At 67.7% G+C, this 16846-nt stretch carries 15 protein-coding genes and 1 tRNA gene; 4 read left to right on the top strand and 12 right to left on the bottom strand.

From position 1 onward, the window contains the following. Positions 1-131: 131 nt before the first annotated feature. Both QP609_RS20060 and QP609_RS20055 read right to left on the bottom strand, forming a co-directional pair. Positions 132-204, bottom strand: a tRNA-Gln gene (locus QP609_RS20060). Positions 205-851: 647 nt separating this feature from the next. Next, the gene (locus QP609_RS20055; RefSeq protein ID WP_197621799.1) at positions 852-1808 is read right to left on the bottom strand and encodes an aldo/keto reductase; all 957 of its coding nucleotides are present in this window, start codon (positions 1806-1808) and stop codon (positions 852-854) included. 169 nt (positions 1809-1977) lie between these two features. Here QP609_RS20055 and QP609_RS20050 point away from each other — a divergent pair, with 169 nt between their 5' ends. Both QP609_RS20050 and QP609_RS20045 read left to right on the top strand, forming a co-directional pair. Beyond that, positions 1978-2835 (top strand): class I SAM-dependent methyltransferase, encoded by an 858-nt coding sequence (locus QP609_RS20050; protein ID WP_134809419.1) that lies wholly within the window; start codon positions 1978-1980, stop codon positions 2833-2835. 171 nt (positions 2836-3006) lie between these two features. Continuing rightward, on the top strand, positions 3007-3546 hold the full coding sequence (locus QP609_RS20045) for a pseudouridine synthase (RefSeq protein ID WP_014648817.1): 540 nt from the start codon (positions 3007-3009) through the stop codon (positions 3544-3546). Between the two features lie 93 nt (positions 3547-3639). Here the strand turns inward: QP609_RS20045 and QP609_RS20040 are convergent, their stop codons facing one another. Together QP609_RS20040 and hrpB are read right to left on the bottom strand one after the other, a co-directional pair. Beyond that, positions 3640-4014: a hypothetical protein gene (locus QP609_RS20040; protein WP_014648816.1), complete on the bottom strand. Its 375-nt coding sequence runs from the start codon at positions 4012-4014 to the stop codon at positions 3640-3642. A gap of 200 nt (positions 4015-4214) precedes the next feature. Then, positions 4215-6719, bottom strand: a complete 2505-nt coding sequence (gene hrpB / locus QP609_RS20035) for an ATP-dependent helicase HrpB (RefSeq protein ID WP_046433145.1) — start codon at positions 6717-6719, stop codon at positions 4215-4217. 67 nt (positions 6720-6786) lie between these two features. Here hrpB and QP609_RS20030 point away from each other — a divergent pair, with 67 nt between their 5' ends. After that, positions 6787-7584 carry a TatD family hydrolase gene (locus tag QP609_RS20030; RefSeq protein WP_046433165.1) on the top strand — a complete coding sequence of 266 codons (798 nt, stop codon included), beginning with the start codon at positions 6787-6789 and terminating at the stop codon, positions 7582-7584. A gap of 25 nt (positions 7585-7609) precedes the next feature. Here QP609_RS20030 and QP609_RS20025 read toward each other — a convergent pair whose 3' ends face one another. From QP609_RS20025 to QP609_RS20005, 5 genes are all read right to left on the bottom strand, one after another. Beyond that, positions 7610-8419, bottom strand: coding sequence for an epimerase (locus QP609_RS20025; RefSeq protein ID WP_262093735.1), 810 nt, complete (start codon positions 8417-8419; stop codon positions 7610-7612). Positions 8420-8490: 71 nt separating this feature from the next. Further along, positions 8491-9429, bottom strand: coding sequence for a 2-dehydropantoate 2-reductase (gene panE / locus QP609_RS20020; RefSeq protein WP_053496507.1), 939 nt, complete (start codon positions 9427-9429; stop codon positions 8491-8493). A 187-nt stretch (positions 9430-9616) separates the two neighbouring features. Then, positions 9617-10384 (bottom strand): hypothetical protein, encoded by a 768-nt coding sequence (locus QP609_RS20015; protein WP_197621501.1) that lies wholly within the window; start codon positions 10382-10384, stop codon positions 9617-9619. Between the two features lie 274 nt (positions 10385-10658). Next, on the bottom strand, positions 10659-11450 hold the full coding sequence (locus QP609_RS20010; protein ID WP_014038898.1) for an ABC transporter permease: 792 nt from the start codon (positions 11448-11450) through the stop codon (positions 10659-10661). Continuing rightward, positions 11447-12415 (bottom strand): ABC transporter ATP-binding protein, encoded by a 969-nt coding sequence (locus QP609_RS20005; protein WP_005411567.1) that lies wholly within the window; start codon positions 12413-12415, stop codon positions 11447-11449. Before QP609_RS20005 ends, QP609_RS20010 begins: the two co-directional genes overlap by 4 nt. Positions 12416-12499: 84 nt before the next feature. On the opposite strand from QP609_RS20005, the gene QP609_RS20000 reads away from it, so the two are divergent. Further along, the gene (locus QP609_RS20000) at positions 12500-13249 is read left to right on the top strand and encodes a ferredoxin--NADP reductase (RefSeq protein ID WP_014648809.1); all 750 of its coding nucleotides are present in this window, start codon (positions 12500-12502) and stop codon (positions 13247-13249) included. Positions 13250-13476: 227 nt separating this feature from the next. Here QP609_RS20000 and QP609_RS19995 read toward each other — a convergent pair whose 3' ends face one another. From QP609_RS19995 to QP609_RS19985, 3 genes are all read right to left on the bottom strand, one after another. Continuing rightward, complete coding sequence (locus tag QP609_RS19995; protein ID WP_197621502.1) at positions 13477-14646, bottom strand: lytic polysaccharide monooxygenase; 1170 nt, start codon at positions 14644-14646, stop codon at positions 13477-13479. A 181-nt stretch (positions 14647-14827) separates the two neighbouring features. Further along, positions 14828-15997 (bottom strand): lytic polysaccharide monooxygenase, encoded by a 1170-nt coding sequence (locus tag QP609_RS19990; RefSeq protein WP_046433117.1) that lies wholly within the window; start codon positions 15995-15997, stop codon positions 14828-14830. Between the two features lie 191 nt (positions 15998-16188). Then, positions 16189-16716, bottom strand: coding sequence for a DUF1203 domain-containing protein (locus tag QP609_RS19985; protein WP_041863955.1), 528 nt, complete (start codon positions 16714-16716; stop codon positions 16189-16191). Positions 16717-16846 lie beyond the last annotated feature (130 nt).

Below are 16846 nucleotides of genomic sequence, written 5' to 3'. Positions count from 1 at the left end.
GCGGGCCGGGGCCCGGCGTGCGGTCCGTTGCCTTCCACGCCCCGCCCGAAGGCGATGGCGGTGGACGGCGACGATGGCCGCTGGGGCTTGCGCCCCGGGTGTTGCTTCAAGTCATGACGTGACAGGTCATGTGGTTTGGAGTGGGAGTCGAACCCACGACAGACGGAATCAGGATCCGTTGCTCTACCCTACTGAGCTATCCAGTTGGGGACCGCGCGGAATCGAACCGCGTACCGGCGAACCGGCGCCTGCCTCCAGCAGGCGATCCAGGCGATGGCATGTCCGCGACCTCCGGCATACGCCACGGCAACGCCGCGCGCACCAGCCCGTGATGGAAACGGGACCGTTGGAGAATCGAGGGTGCAGGCCACCGACATTATCGACGAGCGATAATGTTTTGATGCGATGCAGATAATGTCCGGGCGCAGCCGATCGCGCGAAGTAAATCCTTCGGCGGGGCGGGAGAAACCTGGGTCAGTGAGCGGCGGGTTGCCGCGCGGGGTGCAGTTCTGGCATCGCGGGTGCTTGTGCCGACGCAAACGAAAACGCCCCCGGGACTTGCGTTCCGAGGGCGTCGTCAGGCCTCGGAGATCGGGGGGCCGATCTCCGCAGGGCGGGTATCAGGCCGTTGTCAGCTGGTCTTCCTTGCCAAACGCGCGCGCCAGCCCGTCCATGCGCAGGCATGGCAGCAGTTTGGCGATGGCGACGGAATGCGCGTTCAAGGGAAGTTTCCAGTGGTTGTTGAAACGAGGTGCGCACGATAAACCACGATTTAGTCGCGTGCAACCATTTTGTTCAATTATTTTCTTCGCTGTTGTGCAATGCCGGCCAGCGGCCGGCACTACCGGGCCTCACGCTTCGGCGCTGGCGGCATCCAGCTGCGCGACATCCTGCACGCTCAGCGACACGTTGGCCGCTGCCAGCAGATCGTGCAGCTGTTCGACGCTGGTGGCGCTGACGATCGGCGCGGTGATCGACGGCCGCGCGATCTGCCATGCCAGTGCGATCTGTGCGGCGCTGGCATTGTGCTTGCTGGCCACGTCATCCAGCGCCTGCAGGATGCGCAGGCCGCGCGGGTTCAGATAGCGCTTCACCACCGTTTCGCCACGTGCCGGGCTCTTGGCCGCATCGGCCGGTGTGCGGTACTTGCCGCTGAGGAAGCCACTGGCCAGGGCGTAGTAGCCGATCACGCCGATCTGTTCGCGCTGCACCAGCGGTTCCAGCTCCTTCTCGTAGCCGGCACGGTCGTACAGGTTGTACTCCGGCTGCAGGGTTTCGTAACGCGGCAGCTTGTAGTCGGTGGACACCTTCAGCGCATCGGCCAGGCGCGTGGCGCTGTAGTTGGAGGCACCGATGGCGCGCACCTTGCCGGTTTCGATCAGGCGGCCGAACGCGGCCAGGGTCGCTTCCAGTGGCGTCGACTCATCATCCTCGTGGGCCTGGTACAGATCGATCACGTCGGTCTGCAGGCGGCGCAGCGAATCCTCGACCGCCGCATTGATGTTGTCCGGGGTCAGGCCGGGGCGTTCGGCCCATTTGGCCACCTTGGTCGCCAGCACCACCTTGTCGCGCTTTCCGCTGCGCGCGAACCATTTGCCGATCAGCGTTTCCGATTCGCCGCCGGCGTTGCCCGGCACCCAGGCCGAATACACATCGGCGGTGTCGACCAGGTTGAAGCCGGCGTCGACGAAGGCATCGAGCAGGGCGAAGCTGGCCTTCTCATCGGCGCTCCAGCCGAACACGTTGCCACCGAAGGCGAGCGGACGTACATGCAGGCCGGAACGGCCCAGTTCGCGGGTTGCCGTCATGGGCACGGACTCCTTGGGGGAAGTGCTCCAGAATAAAACGCGTAGTGTGACCGTGCTGCGGCGGCGACCACAAAACAGTGTTCCGCGATACGCACGCGGCTAACGTTTTGTGAACACCTGGGGCGCCGCGGCTGCTAGTCTCGCCGCATCTTCCGCTGGAGTCGCTCCGATGATGCCTGCTTCGTCCCTGCGTGGTTGCCGCCTGCTGCTTGCTTCGGCCCTGCTTGCCGCTGTTCCTGCGTTTGCCGCACCGGCCACGGTCGCGCCGGCGAAGATCCAGGTGTCGCCGGCCATCGACGCGGCGGTGAAGGCGCCCACCCGCGATGCCAACAACGTCAAGCGCGACGGTTTCCGCCACCCGGCGCAGACGCTGTCGTTCTTCAAGGTGACGCCGGAAAAGACCGTCATCGAGATCACCCCCGGCAACGGCTGGTACTCGGAGATCCTGGCGCCGCTGCTGCACGACAAGGGCCACTACGTTGCTGCGGTGGTCGATCCGATGGCGGTGCCCGAAGGCCGCGGCCGTGACTACCAGCAGCGCAGCCGCGACAGCCTGGAAAGGAAGTACGCCGCTGCACCGGCACAGTTCGGCAAGACTGCCGTGGTGGCCTACGATCCGGCCAAGCCGGTGTTCGGCCCGGCCGGTTCAGCCGATGTGGTGCTGACCTTCCGCAACGTGCACAACTGGCGCAAGGCCGGCCAGGCGCAGGGCATGTTCCAGGGCTTCTTCAACGTGCTCAAGCCGGGCGGCGTGCTGGGCGTGGTCGAGCACCGCGCCAAGGCCGACGTGGCCGACGACGATGACACCGGCTATGTCGGCCAGCAGCAGGTGATCGCGATGGCCGAGGCCGCCGGCTTCAAGCTGGACGCGCGCAGTGAGGTCAACGCGAACCCGCGCGACACCAAGGACCACCCGAACGGCGTGTGGACGCTGCCGCCGACCAACCAGCACGACAAGGCCGATGATGCGAAGTACCAGACGATCGGCGAAAGCGACCGCATGACCCTGCGCTTCATCAAGCCGTAAGAGGGGTGCCGGGCTGGCGCATGCTGACTCTGTAGAGCCGAGCCCATGCTCGGCTGCTGTTGCGTTCCGCCGTGCTGTGCGCGATGAGCCGAGCATGGGCTCGGCTCTACAGCCGAGTGGCGCGTGGCGCGGCATGGGACAATGCGCCACCCGCCGACTGCCGTGCCCGCAATGCTGATCGCCTTCAACAAGCCCTTCAACGTGCTCTGCCAGTTCACCGACCGCAGCGTACCGCCGCGACCGACGCTGGCTGGGTTCGGCCTGCCGCCGCGCGTGTATGCCGCCGGTCGCCTGGACCATGACAGCGAAGGCCTGCTGCTGCTGACGGATAACGGCACGCTGGCGCACACGTTGACCGACCCGAAGCACAAGGCCGACAAGACCTACTGGGTGCAGGTGGAAGGCACGCCCAGCGATGAGCAGCTGCAACGGTTGCGCGATGGGGTGGAGCTGAATGACGGGCCGACCTTGCCGGCGAAGATCGAGCGCCTCGATCCGGCGCCGTCGCTGTGGACACGCGATCCGCCGGTGCGCTTCCGCAAGACCGTGCCCGATGCCTGGCTGGCGATCACGATCCGCGAGGGCCGCAACCGCCAGGTGCGGCGGATGACCGCGGCAGTGAACCTGCCAACGCTGCGGCTGGTGCGGGTGGCGATGGGGCCCTACCGGCTGGACGACCTGCAGCCGGGGCAGTGGCGGCAGATCGGTTGAAACAGAAAGGGCCGGATACCTCGCGGCATCCGGCCCTCTCGTAGCTGGTAGGGTCAGAGCCCTTGCTGCGGAAGGGGTCTGACCCGGGCAGCTTCACGCGTCGCTGCCGATATCGCTGTGCTCGTCCACCACGGTGTCGTTGCGGCGGTCGCGTGCGTGGATGCGCTGCGCCTGCCCATTCACCACGTGGCCATTGGCAGCCTTCTTCTTCTGCTGCTTGCGGTACAGCGCATAGCCCAGCAGGCCGACGCCGACGGCAGCCGCGGCAATGGTCACGGCCGGGTTGCGGCGGGCGAACTTGGTGGCGACCTTGCCGCCGGTCTTCACTGCGCCGAGGGCGGCGCCGGTCTTGATCCAGTCCGCGTTGCGCAGGCTGCCACCGGCGCTCTTCAGGCCATCGCCGGCGGTGTGGGCCAGCTCCAGGGCGCGCTCCAGAGCGCGGTCGGTGATTACGGTCAGCTTGCTCATGCGGGGGTCCTTTGCCTCGGGTCGAAGTCCAGTGTCGCGTGTTGCCCGTAAACGGTATGTCAGTCGGGGACGCACGTGGTGTGACTTTACCGCAGCCATTCAGGATCAGGCAGGCTCCGCACCCGGTAGTGCCGGCCGCTGGCCGGCAATGCTCTCCGCCTGGTGCCAGGGGGCTGCCGGCCAGCGGCCGGCACTACCAATCAGGTTCCGCGCGGCTTGGCCCGGTGCGTGGCCGTCGCCGTCCACGGATCATCCGGCCATGGGTGGCGCGGGTAACGGCCCTTCATCTCCTTTTTCACTTCGGCGTAGGTGCTTTCCCAGAAGTTGCGCAGATCCTGGGTGACCTGCAGCGGGCGGCCGCCGGGGGAGAGCAGGTGCAGGGTCAGCGGCACGCGGCCATCGGCGATGCGCGGCGTGTCGGCCAGGCCGAACAGTTCCTGCAGCTTCACCGCCAGCACCGGCGGCAGCGGATCGCCGCTCTCGCTGTCCAGCGCATAGGTGATCGGCCGCTCCAGTCCGGACGGCACGGTGATGCGGGTCGGCGCATGACGCTCGACCAACTGCCGTTGTGACCACTCCAGTGGCGATTTCAGCGCCTCGCCGAAGCTGGATTCATCCAGCGCATCCAGTCGCGTCCTGCCGGCGAACGCGGGCTGCAGCCATTGTGCGCGCGTGGCCAGCAGGGCATCGTCGCTGCAGTCGGGCAGGCCGAGCTCGGGCATCCAGCGCCGCAGCGATTCCACCCGTGCCTGCCACTGGCGCAGGCCCTCGGTCCACGGCAGCGCCTGCAGGCCGAGCTCGGCCACCGCATCGGTCAGCGCCTGCGCGGCGTGCTGCGGATCGACCCGGCCGGCCGAGCGGCTGTCCAGCACGATCCGGTCGAAACGGGTCTCGCGCAGCGCCACCAGGGCGCGTCGCTCGCTGTCCCAGCGCACCACGTCTTCGGTGACGAAGCGCTCCGGCCATGCCTTGCGCAGCTGGCCTTCATCCACCGGTGCGGCACGCAGCAGCAGCGCATCGCGCGCCTCGAAGCGCAGTTCGCTGGCCACCAGCCACGGCTCACCGCGCAGGTCACTCAGTTCGTGCAGGCGCGCGCTGCGGCCATTGGCCAGCAGGTAGCGCAGCGGATCGCCGGGATGCTGGAAACCGATCCGGTCGGGAAAGGCGTGTGCAAGCAGATCGCCCAGTTCGTGCGCCTCGATGCTGGCCGGCGGCGTAGCCTCGCAGCGCAGGCGGCGACGCCACTGCTTGGCGGCGGCATCAATGGCGGCCAGCCCGCTGCGGTTGGCATCGCCCGGCGCGCGGCCAGTGCGGAACGCGGCCAGTGCGCGCCAGCGGGCCGCCAGCGCGTCACCGCCCTGGCGCAGCGGGTCGCGCGCTTCCAGCAGGGCGGCCAGATCGGCGGCCAGCGCCTGCGCGCGGGCATCGGGCGCTGCCAGCAGCATCGCCGCCATCCGCGGGTGCGTACCCAGCGCCAGTACACGGCGCCCGAGTGCGGTGATCGCGCCCGAGTCCGACAGTGCACCCAGGCGTTGCAGCAGCTCGCGCGCCGCACCCATCGGGCCGGCCGGTGGCGGGTCGAGGAAGCGCAGGTCGCTGCTGCCCCACGCGGCCAGTTCCAGCGCCAGTCCGGCCAGTTCCACCTGGTCGATCTCCGCGCGGCGCTGCGGCTCCAGCCGCTGCGACTGCGGCCACAGCCGCCAGGCCACGCCCTCGGCCACCCGACCGGCACGGCCCGCGCGCTGGTCGGCCGACGCCTGCGCGATGGCCACCACGTCCAGCCGGGTGAAGCCGCTGTTGGGGTCGTAGCGCGGCTCGCGCGCCTGGCCGCTGTCGATCACCACGCGCACGCCGGGCAGGGTCACCGACGACTCGGCCACGTTGGTCGCCAGCACCACGCGACGGCGGCCATCGCTGGCGGCCTGCAACACGCGCGCCTGTTGTTCCACCGGCAGTTCACCATGCAGCGCCAGCACCTCGACGTTGCCATCGAGTGACTCCTGCAGGCCGGCCTGGACGCGCGCGATCTCGCGCTGGCCGGGCAGGAACACCAGCAGGTCACCGGGGTGCTCGGCCAGCGCCTGCTGCACCGCGCGGCGCACCTGCAGTTCCAGGGCTTCATCGCGGCGCGCCGGGAAGTGGCTGATCGCCACCGGATAACTGCGGCCCTCGCTGCTCAGCCGCGGCGCATCGAGGAAGCGTGCCAGCCGCTCGCCGTCCAGCGTGGCCGACATCACCACCAGGCGCAGGTCGTCGCGCAGCTGCGCCTGCACGTCCAGCGCCAGCGCCAGGCCCAGATCCCCACTGAGATGGCGCTCGTGGAATTCATCGAACAGGATCGCGCCGACGGTTTCCAGCATCGGGTCGTCCTGCAGCATCCGGGTCAGGATGCCCTCGGTGACCACCTCGATGCGGGTGCGCGCGGATACCTTGTTCTCGAAGCGGATGCGGTAGCCGACCGTGCCGCCGACCTCCTCACCCAGCTGCCGTGCCATGAACAGCGCCGCGCTGCGCGCGGCGACCCGGCGTGGTTCCAGCAGAATGATCTTGCGGCCCTGCAGCCACGGCGCGTCGAGCAGCGCCAGCGGCACCTGGGTGGTCTTGCCGGCACCGGGCGGGGCCTCCAGCACCAGCCGTGGTTGCACGGCCAGCTGCTGCTGGATCTGCGGCAGCAGCGGGGAAATCGGGAAGAGCGGGGCGTTCATATGCAAAGGATAAGGGGCCACGGCAGGCGCAGGTACAATGCGCGGGCACTTTTCCCCCGCGATGACCATGCACCTGATCGATATCGGCGCCAACCTGACCCACGACTCCTTCGACCGCGACCGCGATGCCGTGCTGGACCGCGCGCGCCAGGCCGGCGTGGTGCAGATGGTCATCACCGGTGCCAGCCGCGAGCACTCGCCACTGGCCCTGCAGTTGGCCCAGCAGCACCCCGGCTTCCTGTACGCCACCGCCGGCGTGCACCCGCACCACGCGGTGGAATACACCGAGGAATGCGATGCCGAAATGCGCGCGCTGCATGCCCACCCGGAAGTAGTGGCGGTGGGGGAGTGCGGGCTGGACTACTTCCGCGATTTCTCGCCGCGCCCGGCCCAGCACCGCGCGTTCGAGCGCCAGCTGCAGCTGGCCGCGGACAATGGCAAGCCCCTGTTCCTGCACCAGCGCGATGCGCATGCCGATTTCATGGCACAGATGAAGAACTTCGAAGGCCGCATCGGCCCGGCGGTGGTGCATTGCTTCACCGGTGAGCGTGACGAGCTGTTCGACTACCTGGACCAGGACTGGTACATCGGCATCACCGGCTGGCTGTGCGACGAGCGCCGTGGCGCGCACCTGCGCGAACTGGTGAAGAACATCCCGGCCAACCGCCTGATGATCGAGACCGACGCACCGTACCTGCTGCCGCGCACGCTGAAGCCGATGCCGAAGGACCGCCGCAACGAACCGATGTTTCTCTCGCACATCGTGGAAGAACTGGCGCGTGACCGTGGCGAGGACGTGGCAGTTACCGCCGCGAATGCAACCGCCGCGACGCGTACGTTCTTCCGCCTGCCCGGCGCAGGTTGATGGTAGTGCCGGCCAGCGGCCGGCACTACCGGAGCAGGTCGCGCAGGCCCTCACGGTAGCTGGGGAACCGCGGCGCCCACGCCAGTGCTTCACGCGTGCCACGGCTGTCGATGCGCTTGTTGCTCTGGTAGAAGCGTCGCAGGGTCGGGCTGAGTGCAGGGTCGTCCCATGCCACGGCAGGTGGCATCGCAAACCCGCCCAGCTGCGCGGCGAAGGCCAGTACCTCCTGCGGCGGTGCCGGCTCGTCATCGGCCGGCAGATACAGGCCATCCACGCACGGCCGCTGCATCGACGCGATAACGACCGTCACCAGGTCATCCACGTGCAGCCGGTTGAATAGCAGCCCGGGACGCACTACGTGGCGGGCACGTCCCTGCGCCAGCTGCAGCAGCGCATTGCGCCCCGGCCCGTACAGGCCGGGCAGGCGGAACACTGCCGATGCGATGCCGCGTTCTCCTGCAAGCGCACGCCATTGCGCTTCGGCCCGCAGGCGCTGCACGCCGGCTGCTTCAGTGGCATCGGCTGCGCTGCGCTCGTCGACCCAGCCGCCGGCGCGGTCGGCATACACCGAGGTGGACGACAGATAGCCCACCCAGCGCAATGCCGGGCTGGCCCGCAGCGCGGGCAACAGCAGGCGCAGTGCAGGATCGCCATCGGCGTCGGGTGGCACACTGCACAGTACGGCCTCGGCCTGCGCGATCTCATCGAGCAGGGCGGGCGATGGCGTGGCATCGGCACCCAGCGGATGGCGACGCAGACCATCGCGTGGTGCCGATGCGGGATCGCGTACCGTGCCGGCGACGTGTGCGCCCAATGCCTGCAGATGTCGGGCCATCGCACCGCCACTCCAGCCCAGCCCGAGGATCAGCACCCGCGAGGGCAATGCACTGGCGGCAGAGATGAAGCTCACGCGCCGCGCAGTGCCTGGTAGGCCTGCAGGCTGCTGTAGGCGACCTGCAGCAGCAGGGCTTCCTGGTCGGCCTTGCGCGCGCGGGCCAGCATGTCGCCGACGATCTGTTCGGCCTCCACCTGTTGGCCGGCTTCCAGGTCACGCAGCATCGATGCCTTCAGTGCCGAGCCGGCCTGGGTCAGGGTGCCGCGCGCGGTGTCCTGCGCGGCCTCGGGAACCGGTTCACCGGCGGCTTCGGCCACGGCCAGGCATTCGTCGTACAGGCCGCGCACGATCGCCTCGCCATCATCGGTGGCAACGATGGTGCCGATGTCGGCGCGCAGCAGGCAGGTCGCCGCCGCCAGCGCGGTCAGGAAGGTGTACTTGATCCATTGTTCCTGGCCGATGTGTTCGCTGGCCAGGTGATCAAGATGGGCCTGCGCGCAGACCGCAGCGAAGGCGCGCACGCGCGTCGAAGCCAGGCCGCCGTCGCGCTCGCCGAAGGTGAGCTTGGCCGGTTTGCCCAGGTGCAGCACCGCACCGTCGGGGGCCTTGGTGGCGCTGATGAAGCACAGGCCGCCAAGCACGGCGTCGCGGCCGAAGCGCGCGTCCAGTGCGTTGTAGTGATGCAGGCCGTTGAGGATCGGCAGCACGGTGGTGCCTGCGCCCACGGCCGGGGCAATGGCGTCGATCGAGCTGTCCAGGTCGTAGGCCTTGCAGCTGAGGATGACCAGGTCGAACGGCTTCTGCGCGGCCAATGCGGGCAGTGCATCAGCGGTGACATGCTGCACGGGGAAGCTGGCATCGCCGAGCGGGCTGCGGATGACCAGGCCGTCGCGATCCAGCTGGGCGGCGCGCGCGGGGCGCACGAGGAAGGTCACGTCCACACCGGCCTGGGCCAGGCGACCACCGAAGTAACCGCCGGTACCGCCGGCGCCGAGGATCAGGATGCGCATTGCACGTTCACCGTGTTCTGGGGAATCAGGATTTCGATTGTGCCGGAGATCGCGGCCAACGGCGGTGCCCCTCGTGGTGGTTCGCGGAAAGCACGGTTCAGCGGGGTTGGCCGGGTGCGGCCACCACGGAAAACAGATCAGGAGCGGAAGCGGGTCGCTCGCTGCGCGAGCGCGTGTAGAACCGCGCTCAGGGCAGCTGTTCGCTGAAGCCTTCGGTGTATCCCAATAGAAGCGTGGTGCGGGAGGACAGCGTTGCAGCCAGTTGTGACCAGGTGTCGTGCGTTCCGGCAGCGTAGACGCGCTGCAGGTCCGCGACCAGAGCGTCCGCTTCCGCAGGCGACGGCGCGCTGTCACGCTGGAAGCCCAGCCACGATGCGCCAAGCCCGAACAGGCGGTAGTCGTAATGCTCTTGCAGGTGCCGGATCAGGGCGTGGTTCTGGAAGATGTTCCAGTCCGCGCTGAAGTAGCCGTTGGGCAGGGCGGCGATCAGCAGGTCGTCACGATCCACGGGCACCTGTTGTACGCAGACCACCTCGTCGACGATGAGATCCGGTGCGGCATTGGCCGCGACCAATGCCTCGATGTCCGCGTCATTGCACATCAGCGTGCCCGCCAGCGTGCTCCATTCCAGCCGATGCGTCGAATGCTCAAGCTGCGCGACCACATGCGCCAGCAACCGCCCGCGTGCCGCCAACGCATCGTCGGGGGTTGCCGGGTCTTCGTCCTCGTAGAGCGCGATGCGCGCGTCGTCTGATGCGTGCATGCTGGTGTAGCGGCACTGGCCGGCATCATCGAGCGTGCACAGGTAGCGATACCGGGGATCAGCCGCGTGCCGCGAGGCGAGGTATTCCAGCACCTCATCCAGCGTGGGTGAATCGCGCAGCAACGCATGGCTGAAGGCATCGATGGGGCCGTCCGACACGGCTTTGTCCAGCGCAATGGAAGTGATCTTCATCGCCACAGCCTAGCCGCAATCCCGGACGAGAAAAGCGGAACATCGGCTTTGCCGTGAAAGCTCCATCCACGCATGGCGTCGATCCATCGTGTCGACCAAGGTCGACACCTACCAGCAGCAGCGGAGAACGACATCCCGGCAGATCGCCGGAATTTGCCATCCCCCGGATAGTCAGCTTTTGCCGTTGCCGTTGCCGTTGCCGTTGCCGTTGAAGTTGACGTTGAAGTTGACGTTGATTCGGCGGGTGCAGGGCCGCAAGCCCTGCAGGCCACCCTTAGCTGCGCATGCCCACGCCACGGCGCAGCAGCCACAACGCCAGCGCCGTCAGCGCCACCACGAAGCCGATCATCAACCCATAGGCCACCGGCAGCGGCACATCGCTGCTGCCCAGCAGGCCATAGCGGAACGCATTGACCATGTAGAAGATCGGGTTCGCGTGCGTGGCCGCTTCGGCCCAGCCCGGCAGCAGCTTCACCGAATAGAACACGCCACCCAGGTAGGTCAGCGGGGTCAGGATGAAGGTCGGCACGATCGCCACGTCGTCGAACTTCTTCGCATACACCGCATTGATGAAACCGGCCAGCGAGAAGATCGTCGCGCCCAGGATCACCGTGGTCAGCATCACCAGCGGGTGCGGAATGCGCACCGGGGTGAAGAACATCGCGATGATCAGCACGATCACGCCCACCATCAGGCCGCGCAGCACGGCGCCGGCCACGTAGCCCCACAGGATCACCCAGTTCGGCATCGGGCTGACCAGCAGCTCTTCCACGTGGCGGCCGAACTTGGCACCGAAGAACGAGGAACTGATGTTGCCGTAGCTGTTCTGGATCACGCTCATCATCACCAGGCCCGGCACGATGAACTGCATGTACGTGTAGCCGCCCATGTCACCCACGCGCGATCCGATCAGGTTGCCGAAGATCAGGAAGTACAGGGTCATGGTGATCGCCGGCGGCACCAGGGTCTGGCCCCAGATGCGCATGATGCGGGCGACTTCGCGGCGCACGATGGTCATCAGTGCGATGCGGTTGCGCTGGCCGTCGGTCAGCTCGGTGGTGCTCATGCAGGCTTCTCCAGGTTGCCGGTGAGGCGCACGAACAGCTCCTCCAGGCGGTTGCTCTTGGTACGCATCGAACGCACGCGGATACCGGCCTCGTTGAGCGTGGCGAACACGCGGTTGAGGTCCATTGCGCGCGGCATGTCGATGTCCAGCGTGTGCGGGTCCGGCGCGGTCAGGGTCGCGCCCTCGATCACCGGCAGCTGCGCCGGCAGGTCACCGTCGATGTCCAGCAGGAAGCCCTCCACGTCCAGCTTGGCCAGCAGGGTGCGCATCGGCCCCTGCTCGACGATCTGGCCATGGTTGATGATCGCCAGGTGGCGGCACAGGTACTCGGCTTCTTCCAGATAGTGCGTGGTGAGGATGATCGTGGTGCCGGCAGCGTTGATCTCCTTCAGCACGCGCCACATGTCGCGGCGGATCTCGATGTCCACGCCGGCGGTCGGCTCATCCAGGATCAGCAGGCGTGGGCGGGTCATCATTGCGCGGGCGATCATCAGCCGGCGCTTCATGCCGCCGGACAGCGTGCGGCTCATCACCTGCGCCTTTTCCCACAGGTGGGCCCGCTTCAGTTCCTCTTCGGCGCGCTGCTCCGCTTCCTCGCGCGGCACGCCGTAGAAGCCGGCGTAGTTCACCAGGATGTCGAAGGGCTTTTCGAACAGGTTGAAGTTGATTTCCTGCGGCACCAGCCCGATCAGGCGCATGGTGGCGCTGCGGTTGCGCACCAGGTCGCTGCCGAACACTTCCACCTGGCCCTCGCTGAGGTTGACCAGGGAGCTGATGATGCCGATCAGGGTCGACTTGCCGGCACCGTTGGGGCCCAGCAGGGCGAAGAAGTCGCCCGGGGCCACTTCCAGGGAAACCCCCTTCAGGGCCTGGGTGCCGTTGTCGTAGGTCTTGCGCAGGTCGCGCACGCGCAGGGCGGGCGCCGTATCGTTCTGGGATGCCAAGCTCGAAGCCTTCGCGCCCATGGGCTGGCGCTGGAGAGGGGCGGGGAGGGGCTATTATAGAAGACCCCGAGGGCTTGCCCCGGCCACACACTGTCCCGAAAAGTCGTGCCTGTTCAATTCCCCCTCAAGCTGGTCGGCCGCCGCATGCTGGCCCCGACCGTCGGCCACTACCAGTTCGTGCGTGACGATGGGCAGCCGCTGGATTTCCAGCCCGGCCAGTTCATCCAGGTCCATTTCAGCTACGCCGATGGCACCGAAACCAAGCGCAGCTACTCGCTGGCGACCATTCACGACCACGCACTGGGCCCGGGCGAGGCGGTGGATATCGCGGTCAGCTTCGTGCCCGGTGGCGCCGCCACCGCGCTGTTCGAGGCGCTGGAGCACGGCGGCCAGATCAGTGCATCCGGCCCCTACGGCCGCTTCTGCCTGAATCCCGGTGACCACAATGCCCGCTACCTGCTGATCGCCACCGGTACCGGCGTTACCCCGTACCGCTCGATGCTGCCGCTGCTGGAAAAGGCCATGGCCGAACGTGGTGCGCAGATCGTGCTGCTGCAGGGCGCGCGCAGCCCGGGCGAGCTGCTGTACAGCGAGGATTTCTACAGCTTCGCCGAAAAACACCCGAACTTCCGCTATGTTCCATGCCTGTCGCGCGAACTACCCGCCGATCCGCATCCGGACGTGCAGCACGGTTACGTGCAGCAGGCGCTGGCCGGTTTCACGCCGGACCCGGCCACGGACATCGCCTACCTGTGCGGCAACCCGGACATGGTCGATGCCTGCGCCGAGCTGCTGAAGGCCGCCGGCCTGGGCAACCCGCAGATCCGCCGCGAGAAGTACGTCAGCAGCAAATAGGTCCGGCTGGCGCCGGCCGCTGGCCGGCAACCCCACGAACCTGGTAGTGCCGGCCGCTGGCCGGCAACCGCACGAACCCCGGTAGTGCCGGCCGCTGGCCGGCAACCGCATGAACCCCGGTAGTGCCGGCCGCTGGCCGGCAACCGCATGAACCCCGGTAGTGCCGGCCGCTGGCCGGCAACCCTGGAAACCGGAGGCGACCCCACGCCGCCCCCGGTGCCCTGCCTTCAGTACTCGATCCAGGCATCACGCCAGGCAGAGCCGGTACCCGGGCGGTAGGCCTCTGCATTGATGTTGCACCAGGCGCCTTCCGGGAACGGGCGGCAGGCATACAGCTTGCCGTCGGTGCCCTTCACCACGGTCTGGCCCGGCGTGTAGCTGCCGATACCCGCGGGGTATACGAAGTCGTAGTCGTCAGCCGGCGGCGGATCGATCGGATCGACCGGATCCGGCACGCGGGTATCGAGCTGGAACAGGTGGCCTGGCTTCAGATAGACGCGGTTCCCGGTAGCCGAGGCGACGGGCGTGATCACGCCGTTCTTCATCACCCCCACGCGCGCCTGCTGCGCAGTGCCATTGACCTTGTGGGCCAGTGCCAGCGGCCACTGGTTCGCAGCGGTCTGGCCGGCGGCAAGGGTGATCTGCGGGCTTTCCAGATCGTTGCCCTGGGCGTTGAAGACCCGCAGGGTCAGGATGGTGCCCACGTCCAGCGCACCACGGGCAGTGACCGGACCCGCGTCCTGCCACTGCGGCGGCGGGGTCACACCACCGCCCCCCTCGAAGCGCACGTCTGCGCAGGTATAGAACGCCTCGCCCGAATCCGAGCGCTGCCAGGTGTTGTAGATGATGTGCTGGCCGCTGCGCTTGGGTAGCGGGCAGTCCAGCTTGTAGACGTCACCGGAGATCGGCACGTTGCCCAGCGTGCAGAATTCCTGCAGGTCGGCCCAGCGCAGCGGGCTGCCCGGTTGCCAGCCATCGCGGGTGACATAGAACTTCCACTCGCGGGTGGCATGCGGGGCCGGCGCCTTGAACTCGAACGTGTAGCGGCCACGGGCGTCGGCTCGGATCGGCGAGGTCTCCCAGTCACTGCGGTTCAGATCCAGGCCGCGGTATTTGCTGTTGCCGCCGCTGCACAACTCGCCATCGGGCACGACGGCCTGGTGGTTGCCATGGGCCTCGGCCTGGTTGATCCCGGCCCAGTCATAGAACGGTTGCGCACCACCGATGGCCTTGGCGGCAGCGCAGGCGGGGTTGGTCGGATTTTCGGGATTGCCCTGGTAACAGGCATAGACACGGCTGGCGGGTTTGGACAGGGTGCCGTGGGCGAACGCGCTGCCAGAGGTGGCAATGCCTGCGATCACAGACAGCGCGATGACGGTCCGGTGTGACAGATGCATGGAGATCTCCTGTGGGTGGTGAAACCCCGCGAAGTCTCGACATCCCGCCCGCCCGCATCCATCGGATTACGTTGAAAAAAGCATCGCGTGGTTGCATATGGGAACGGCTTCCCACTCACACGCTGGCGCGTCTCACGCTATGCAGGGAACGGCGCTCTGCCACCGTTCCCTGTACCCGGTCTCAGTATGCAATCCATGCATCGCGCCAGGCCGCACCCACACCCGGCCGGTACGCCTCGGCGTTGACGTTGCACCATGCACCTTCCGGGAACGGGCGGCAGGCGTACAGCTTGCCGTCGCTGCCCTTCACCACGGTCTGGCCCGGCACATAGCTGCCGATGCCCGCCGGGTACACGTGGTCGAAATCACCGCCCGGTGACGGTGTACCCGGGTCGGGCACCTGGGTATCGAGCTGGAAGCGGTTGCCGTCCTTCAGGTACACGCGGTTGTCGGTGGCCGAGGCGGTCGGCGTGATCACGCCATTGGCAAGCACGCCCACGCGCGCGTGCTGGGCACTGGCATTGACCTTGCGGGCGAGCACCAACGGCCACTGCGCGGGTGCGGTCTGGCCGCTGGCCAGGGTGGCCTCCACACGTTCGACGTCATTGCCGTTGGCGTTGAACACGCGCAGCGCCAGCGTCGTGCCAACCGGCAGCTCACTGCGTGCGGTGACCGGGCCGGCGTCCTGCCATTGCGGTGCCGGTGCGGTCCCTCCGCCTCCCTGGAAGCGCACGTCCATGCAGGTATAGAACGCCTCGGTCGAATCCGAGCGCTGCCAGGTGTTGTAGATCACATGCTGGCCGGTGCGCTGCGGCAACGTGCACTGAAGCTTGTAGGTGCCGTCGGCCGACAGCGGCGTATTGCCCAGCGTGCAGAACTCCTGCAGGTCGGCCCAGCGCAGCGGGCTTCCCGGCTGCCAGCCTTCGCGGGTGACGAAGAAGCGCCAGTCGCGCGTGGCGTGTGGTGCGGTCGCCTTGAACACGAAAGTGAACTTGCCATTGGCATCGGCCTGGATCGGCGTGGTCTGCCAGTCACTGCGGTTCACGTCCAGGCCGCGGAAGGTCGGGTTGTTGCCGCTGCACAGCTTCCCGTCGGGCACCACGGCCTGATGGTTGCCGTTGGCGTTGGCCTGGTTGATGCCGTTCCAGTCGTAGAACGCCTGTGAACCGCCAATCGCTTTTGCAGCGGCACAGGCCGGGTTGGTCGGGTTCTCGGGATTGCCCTGGAAGCAGGCATAGACGCGGCTGACCGGCGTGGTCATCGTGCCGTGGGCGAACGCGCTGCCGGCCAGGCACAGGCCCGCAGCGGCGAACGAGGTGGCCAGCAACAGCGGTGTGGATCGTAATGACATGGCGCATCCTTGTGGTCGTCGAAAGGGAACGGTGACCGCAGGAGCTGCGCTGCGCGGCGGACTTTCGGCGGCACCACGGCGAGTATCGAGCCGCACTGCAGGGGACGGAACCATCGCAGTGCCGATCCGTGACTGCGCATGTGAAGCCCTTCCCGCAGGCTTCACGCAGGGCTGAACGGATGCGCTGGACGTCACGTGACCGGCGTGGCATCGATCACGTCATGGAGATCACGCGACGCAGTCCCGGTACCCACCCGATCTGCCTGGCACGAGAAACAGCCATGCGCCGCGTTGTGCAGCTGCACGAACGCCACCGACGGGTCGGCAAACAGTGCATCCAGGTGGTCGGCCACCTCGGTGCCCGCGCAGACCTGGGCACCGCACATCAGCGCGGCGTGGTCATAGGCACGCATCGAGATCATCCGGCGCTGCACATACGGGGGCACCTCGCCCGGCGGCAGGACGCAACGGGTCACGCCGCGCTGCACGAAGATCGGGCCGGCGGCGCGGTACGGCGAATGCAGCGGCAGGTGGACGTGGGACAGCAGGAGCAGCTCGCTGCCAGGCGCGGGGTCGCTCAGGCTGATCCGGCAGGGATGTCCGCCGTTGGCGCCGGCCCAGCGACGCTGGATGCCGAGCGTGGCGAGCGCGCTGTCGCTCATCTCGAACAGGTGCAGGAACGGGCGGTGGTCGATGCCGCCGAGGTACCACGCGTGCATGGGCGTCTCCTTGGGTTTTCCGCGGATTGTGCGCATGCGCCGGTCGCCGTGCTCGCCGTTTTCAGACCCCGCATCGCCGTCGGGCCGGAACACTGGCCCTTGGGGTGCTGCTGGCCGCCGCCGATGCCGC

It is taken from the genome of Stenotrophomonas sp. 8(2023) (assembly GCF_030345295.1).
In the GTDB taxonomy this organism is placed as follows: Bacteria; Pseudomonadota; Gammaproteobacteria; order Xanthomonadales; family Xanthomonadaceae; genus Stenotrophomonas; species Stenotrophomonas muris.
Note: the sequence above shows the minus strand (reverse complement) of the source record. Positions and strands in the feature narration are given on the sequence as shown.

Coding starts and splice junctions, on each gene's coding strand:
- QP609_RS19995 (WP_197621502.1), bottom strand. CDS start 14,646: ATGCATCTGTCACACCGGACCGTCATCGCGCTGTCTGTGATCGCAGGC.
- QP609_RS20005 (WP_005411567.1), bottom strand. CDS start 12,415: ATGGGCGCGAAGGCTTCGAGCTTGGCATCCCAGAACGATACGGCGCCC.
- QP609_RS20030 (WP_046433165.1), top strand. CDS start 6,787: ATGCACCTGATCGATATCGGCGCCAACCTGACCCACGACTCCTTCGAC.
- QP609_RS20025 (WP_262093735.1), bottom strand. CDS start 8,419: ATGGCCCGACATCTGCAGGCATTGGGCGCACACGTCGCCGGCACGGTA.
- QP609_RS20050 (WP_134809419.1), top strand. CDS start 1,978: ATGATGCCTGCTTCGTCCCTGCGTGGTTGCCGCCTGCTGCTTGCTTCG.
- QP609_RS20015 (WP_197621501.1), bottom strand. CDS start 10,384: ATGAAGATCACTTCCATTGCGCTGGACAAAGCCGTGTCGGACGGCCCC.
- QP609_RS20010 (WP_014038898.1), bottom strand. CDS start 11,450: ATGAGCACCACCGAGCTGACCGACGGCCAGCGCAACCGCATCGCACTG.
- QP609_RS20045 (WP_014648817.1), top strand. CDS start 3,007: ATGCTGATCGCCTTCAACAAGCCCTTCAACGTGCTCTGCCAGTTCACC.
- QP609_RS19985 (WP_041863955.1), bottom strand. CDS start 16,716: ATGCACGCGTGGTACCTCGGCGGCATCGACCACCGCCCGTTCCTGCAC.
- QP609_RS20040 (WP_014648816.1), bottom strand. CDS start 4,014: ATGAGCAAGCTGACCGTAATCACCGACCGCGCTCTGGAGCGCGCCCTG.
- panE (WP_053496507.1), bottom strand. CDS start 9,429: ATGCGCATCCTGATCCTCGGCGCCGGCGGTACCGGCGGTTACTTCGGT.
- QP609_RS20055 (WP_197621799.1), bottom strand. CDS start 1,808: ATGACGGCAACCCGCGAACTGGGCCGTTCCGGCCTGCATGTACGTCCG.
- hrpB (WP_046433145.1), bottom strand. CDS start 6,719: ATGAACGCCCCGCTCTTCCCGATTTCCCCGCTGCTGCCGCAGATCCAG.
- QP609_RS19990 (WP_046433117.1), bottom strand. CDS start 15,997: ATGTCATTACGATCCACACCGCTGTTGCTGGCCACCTCGTTCGCCGCT.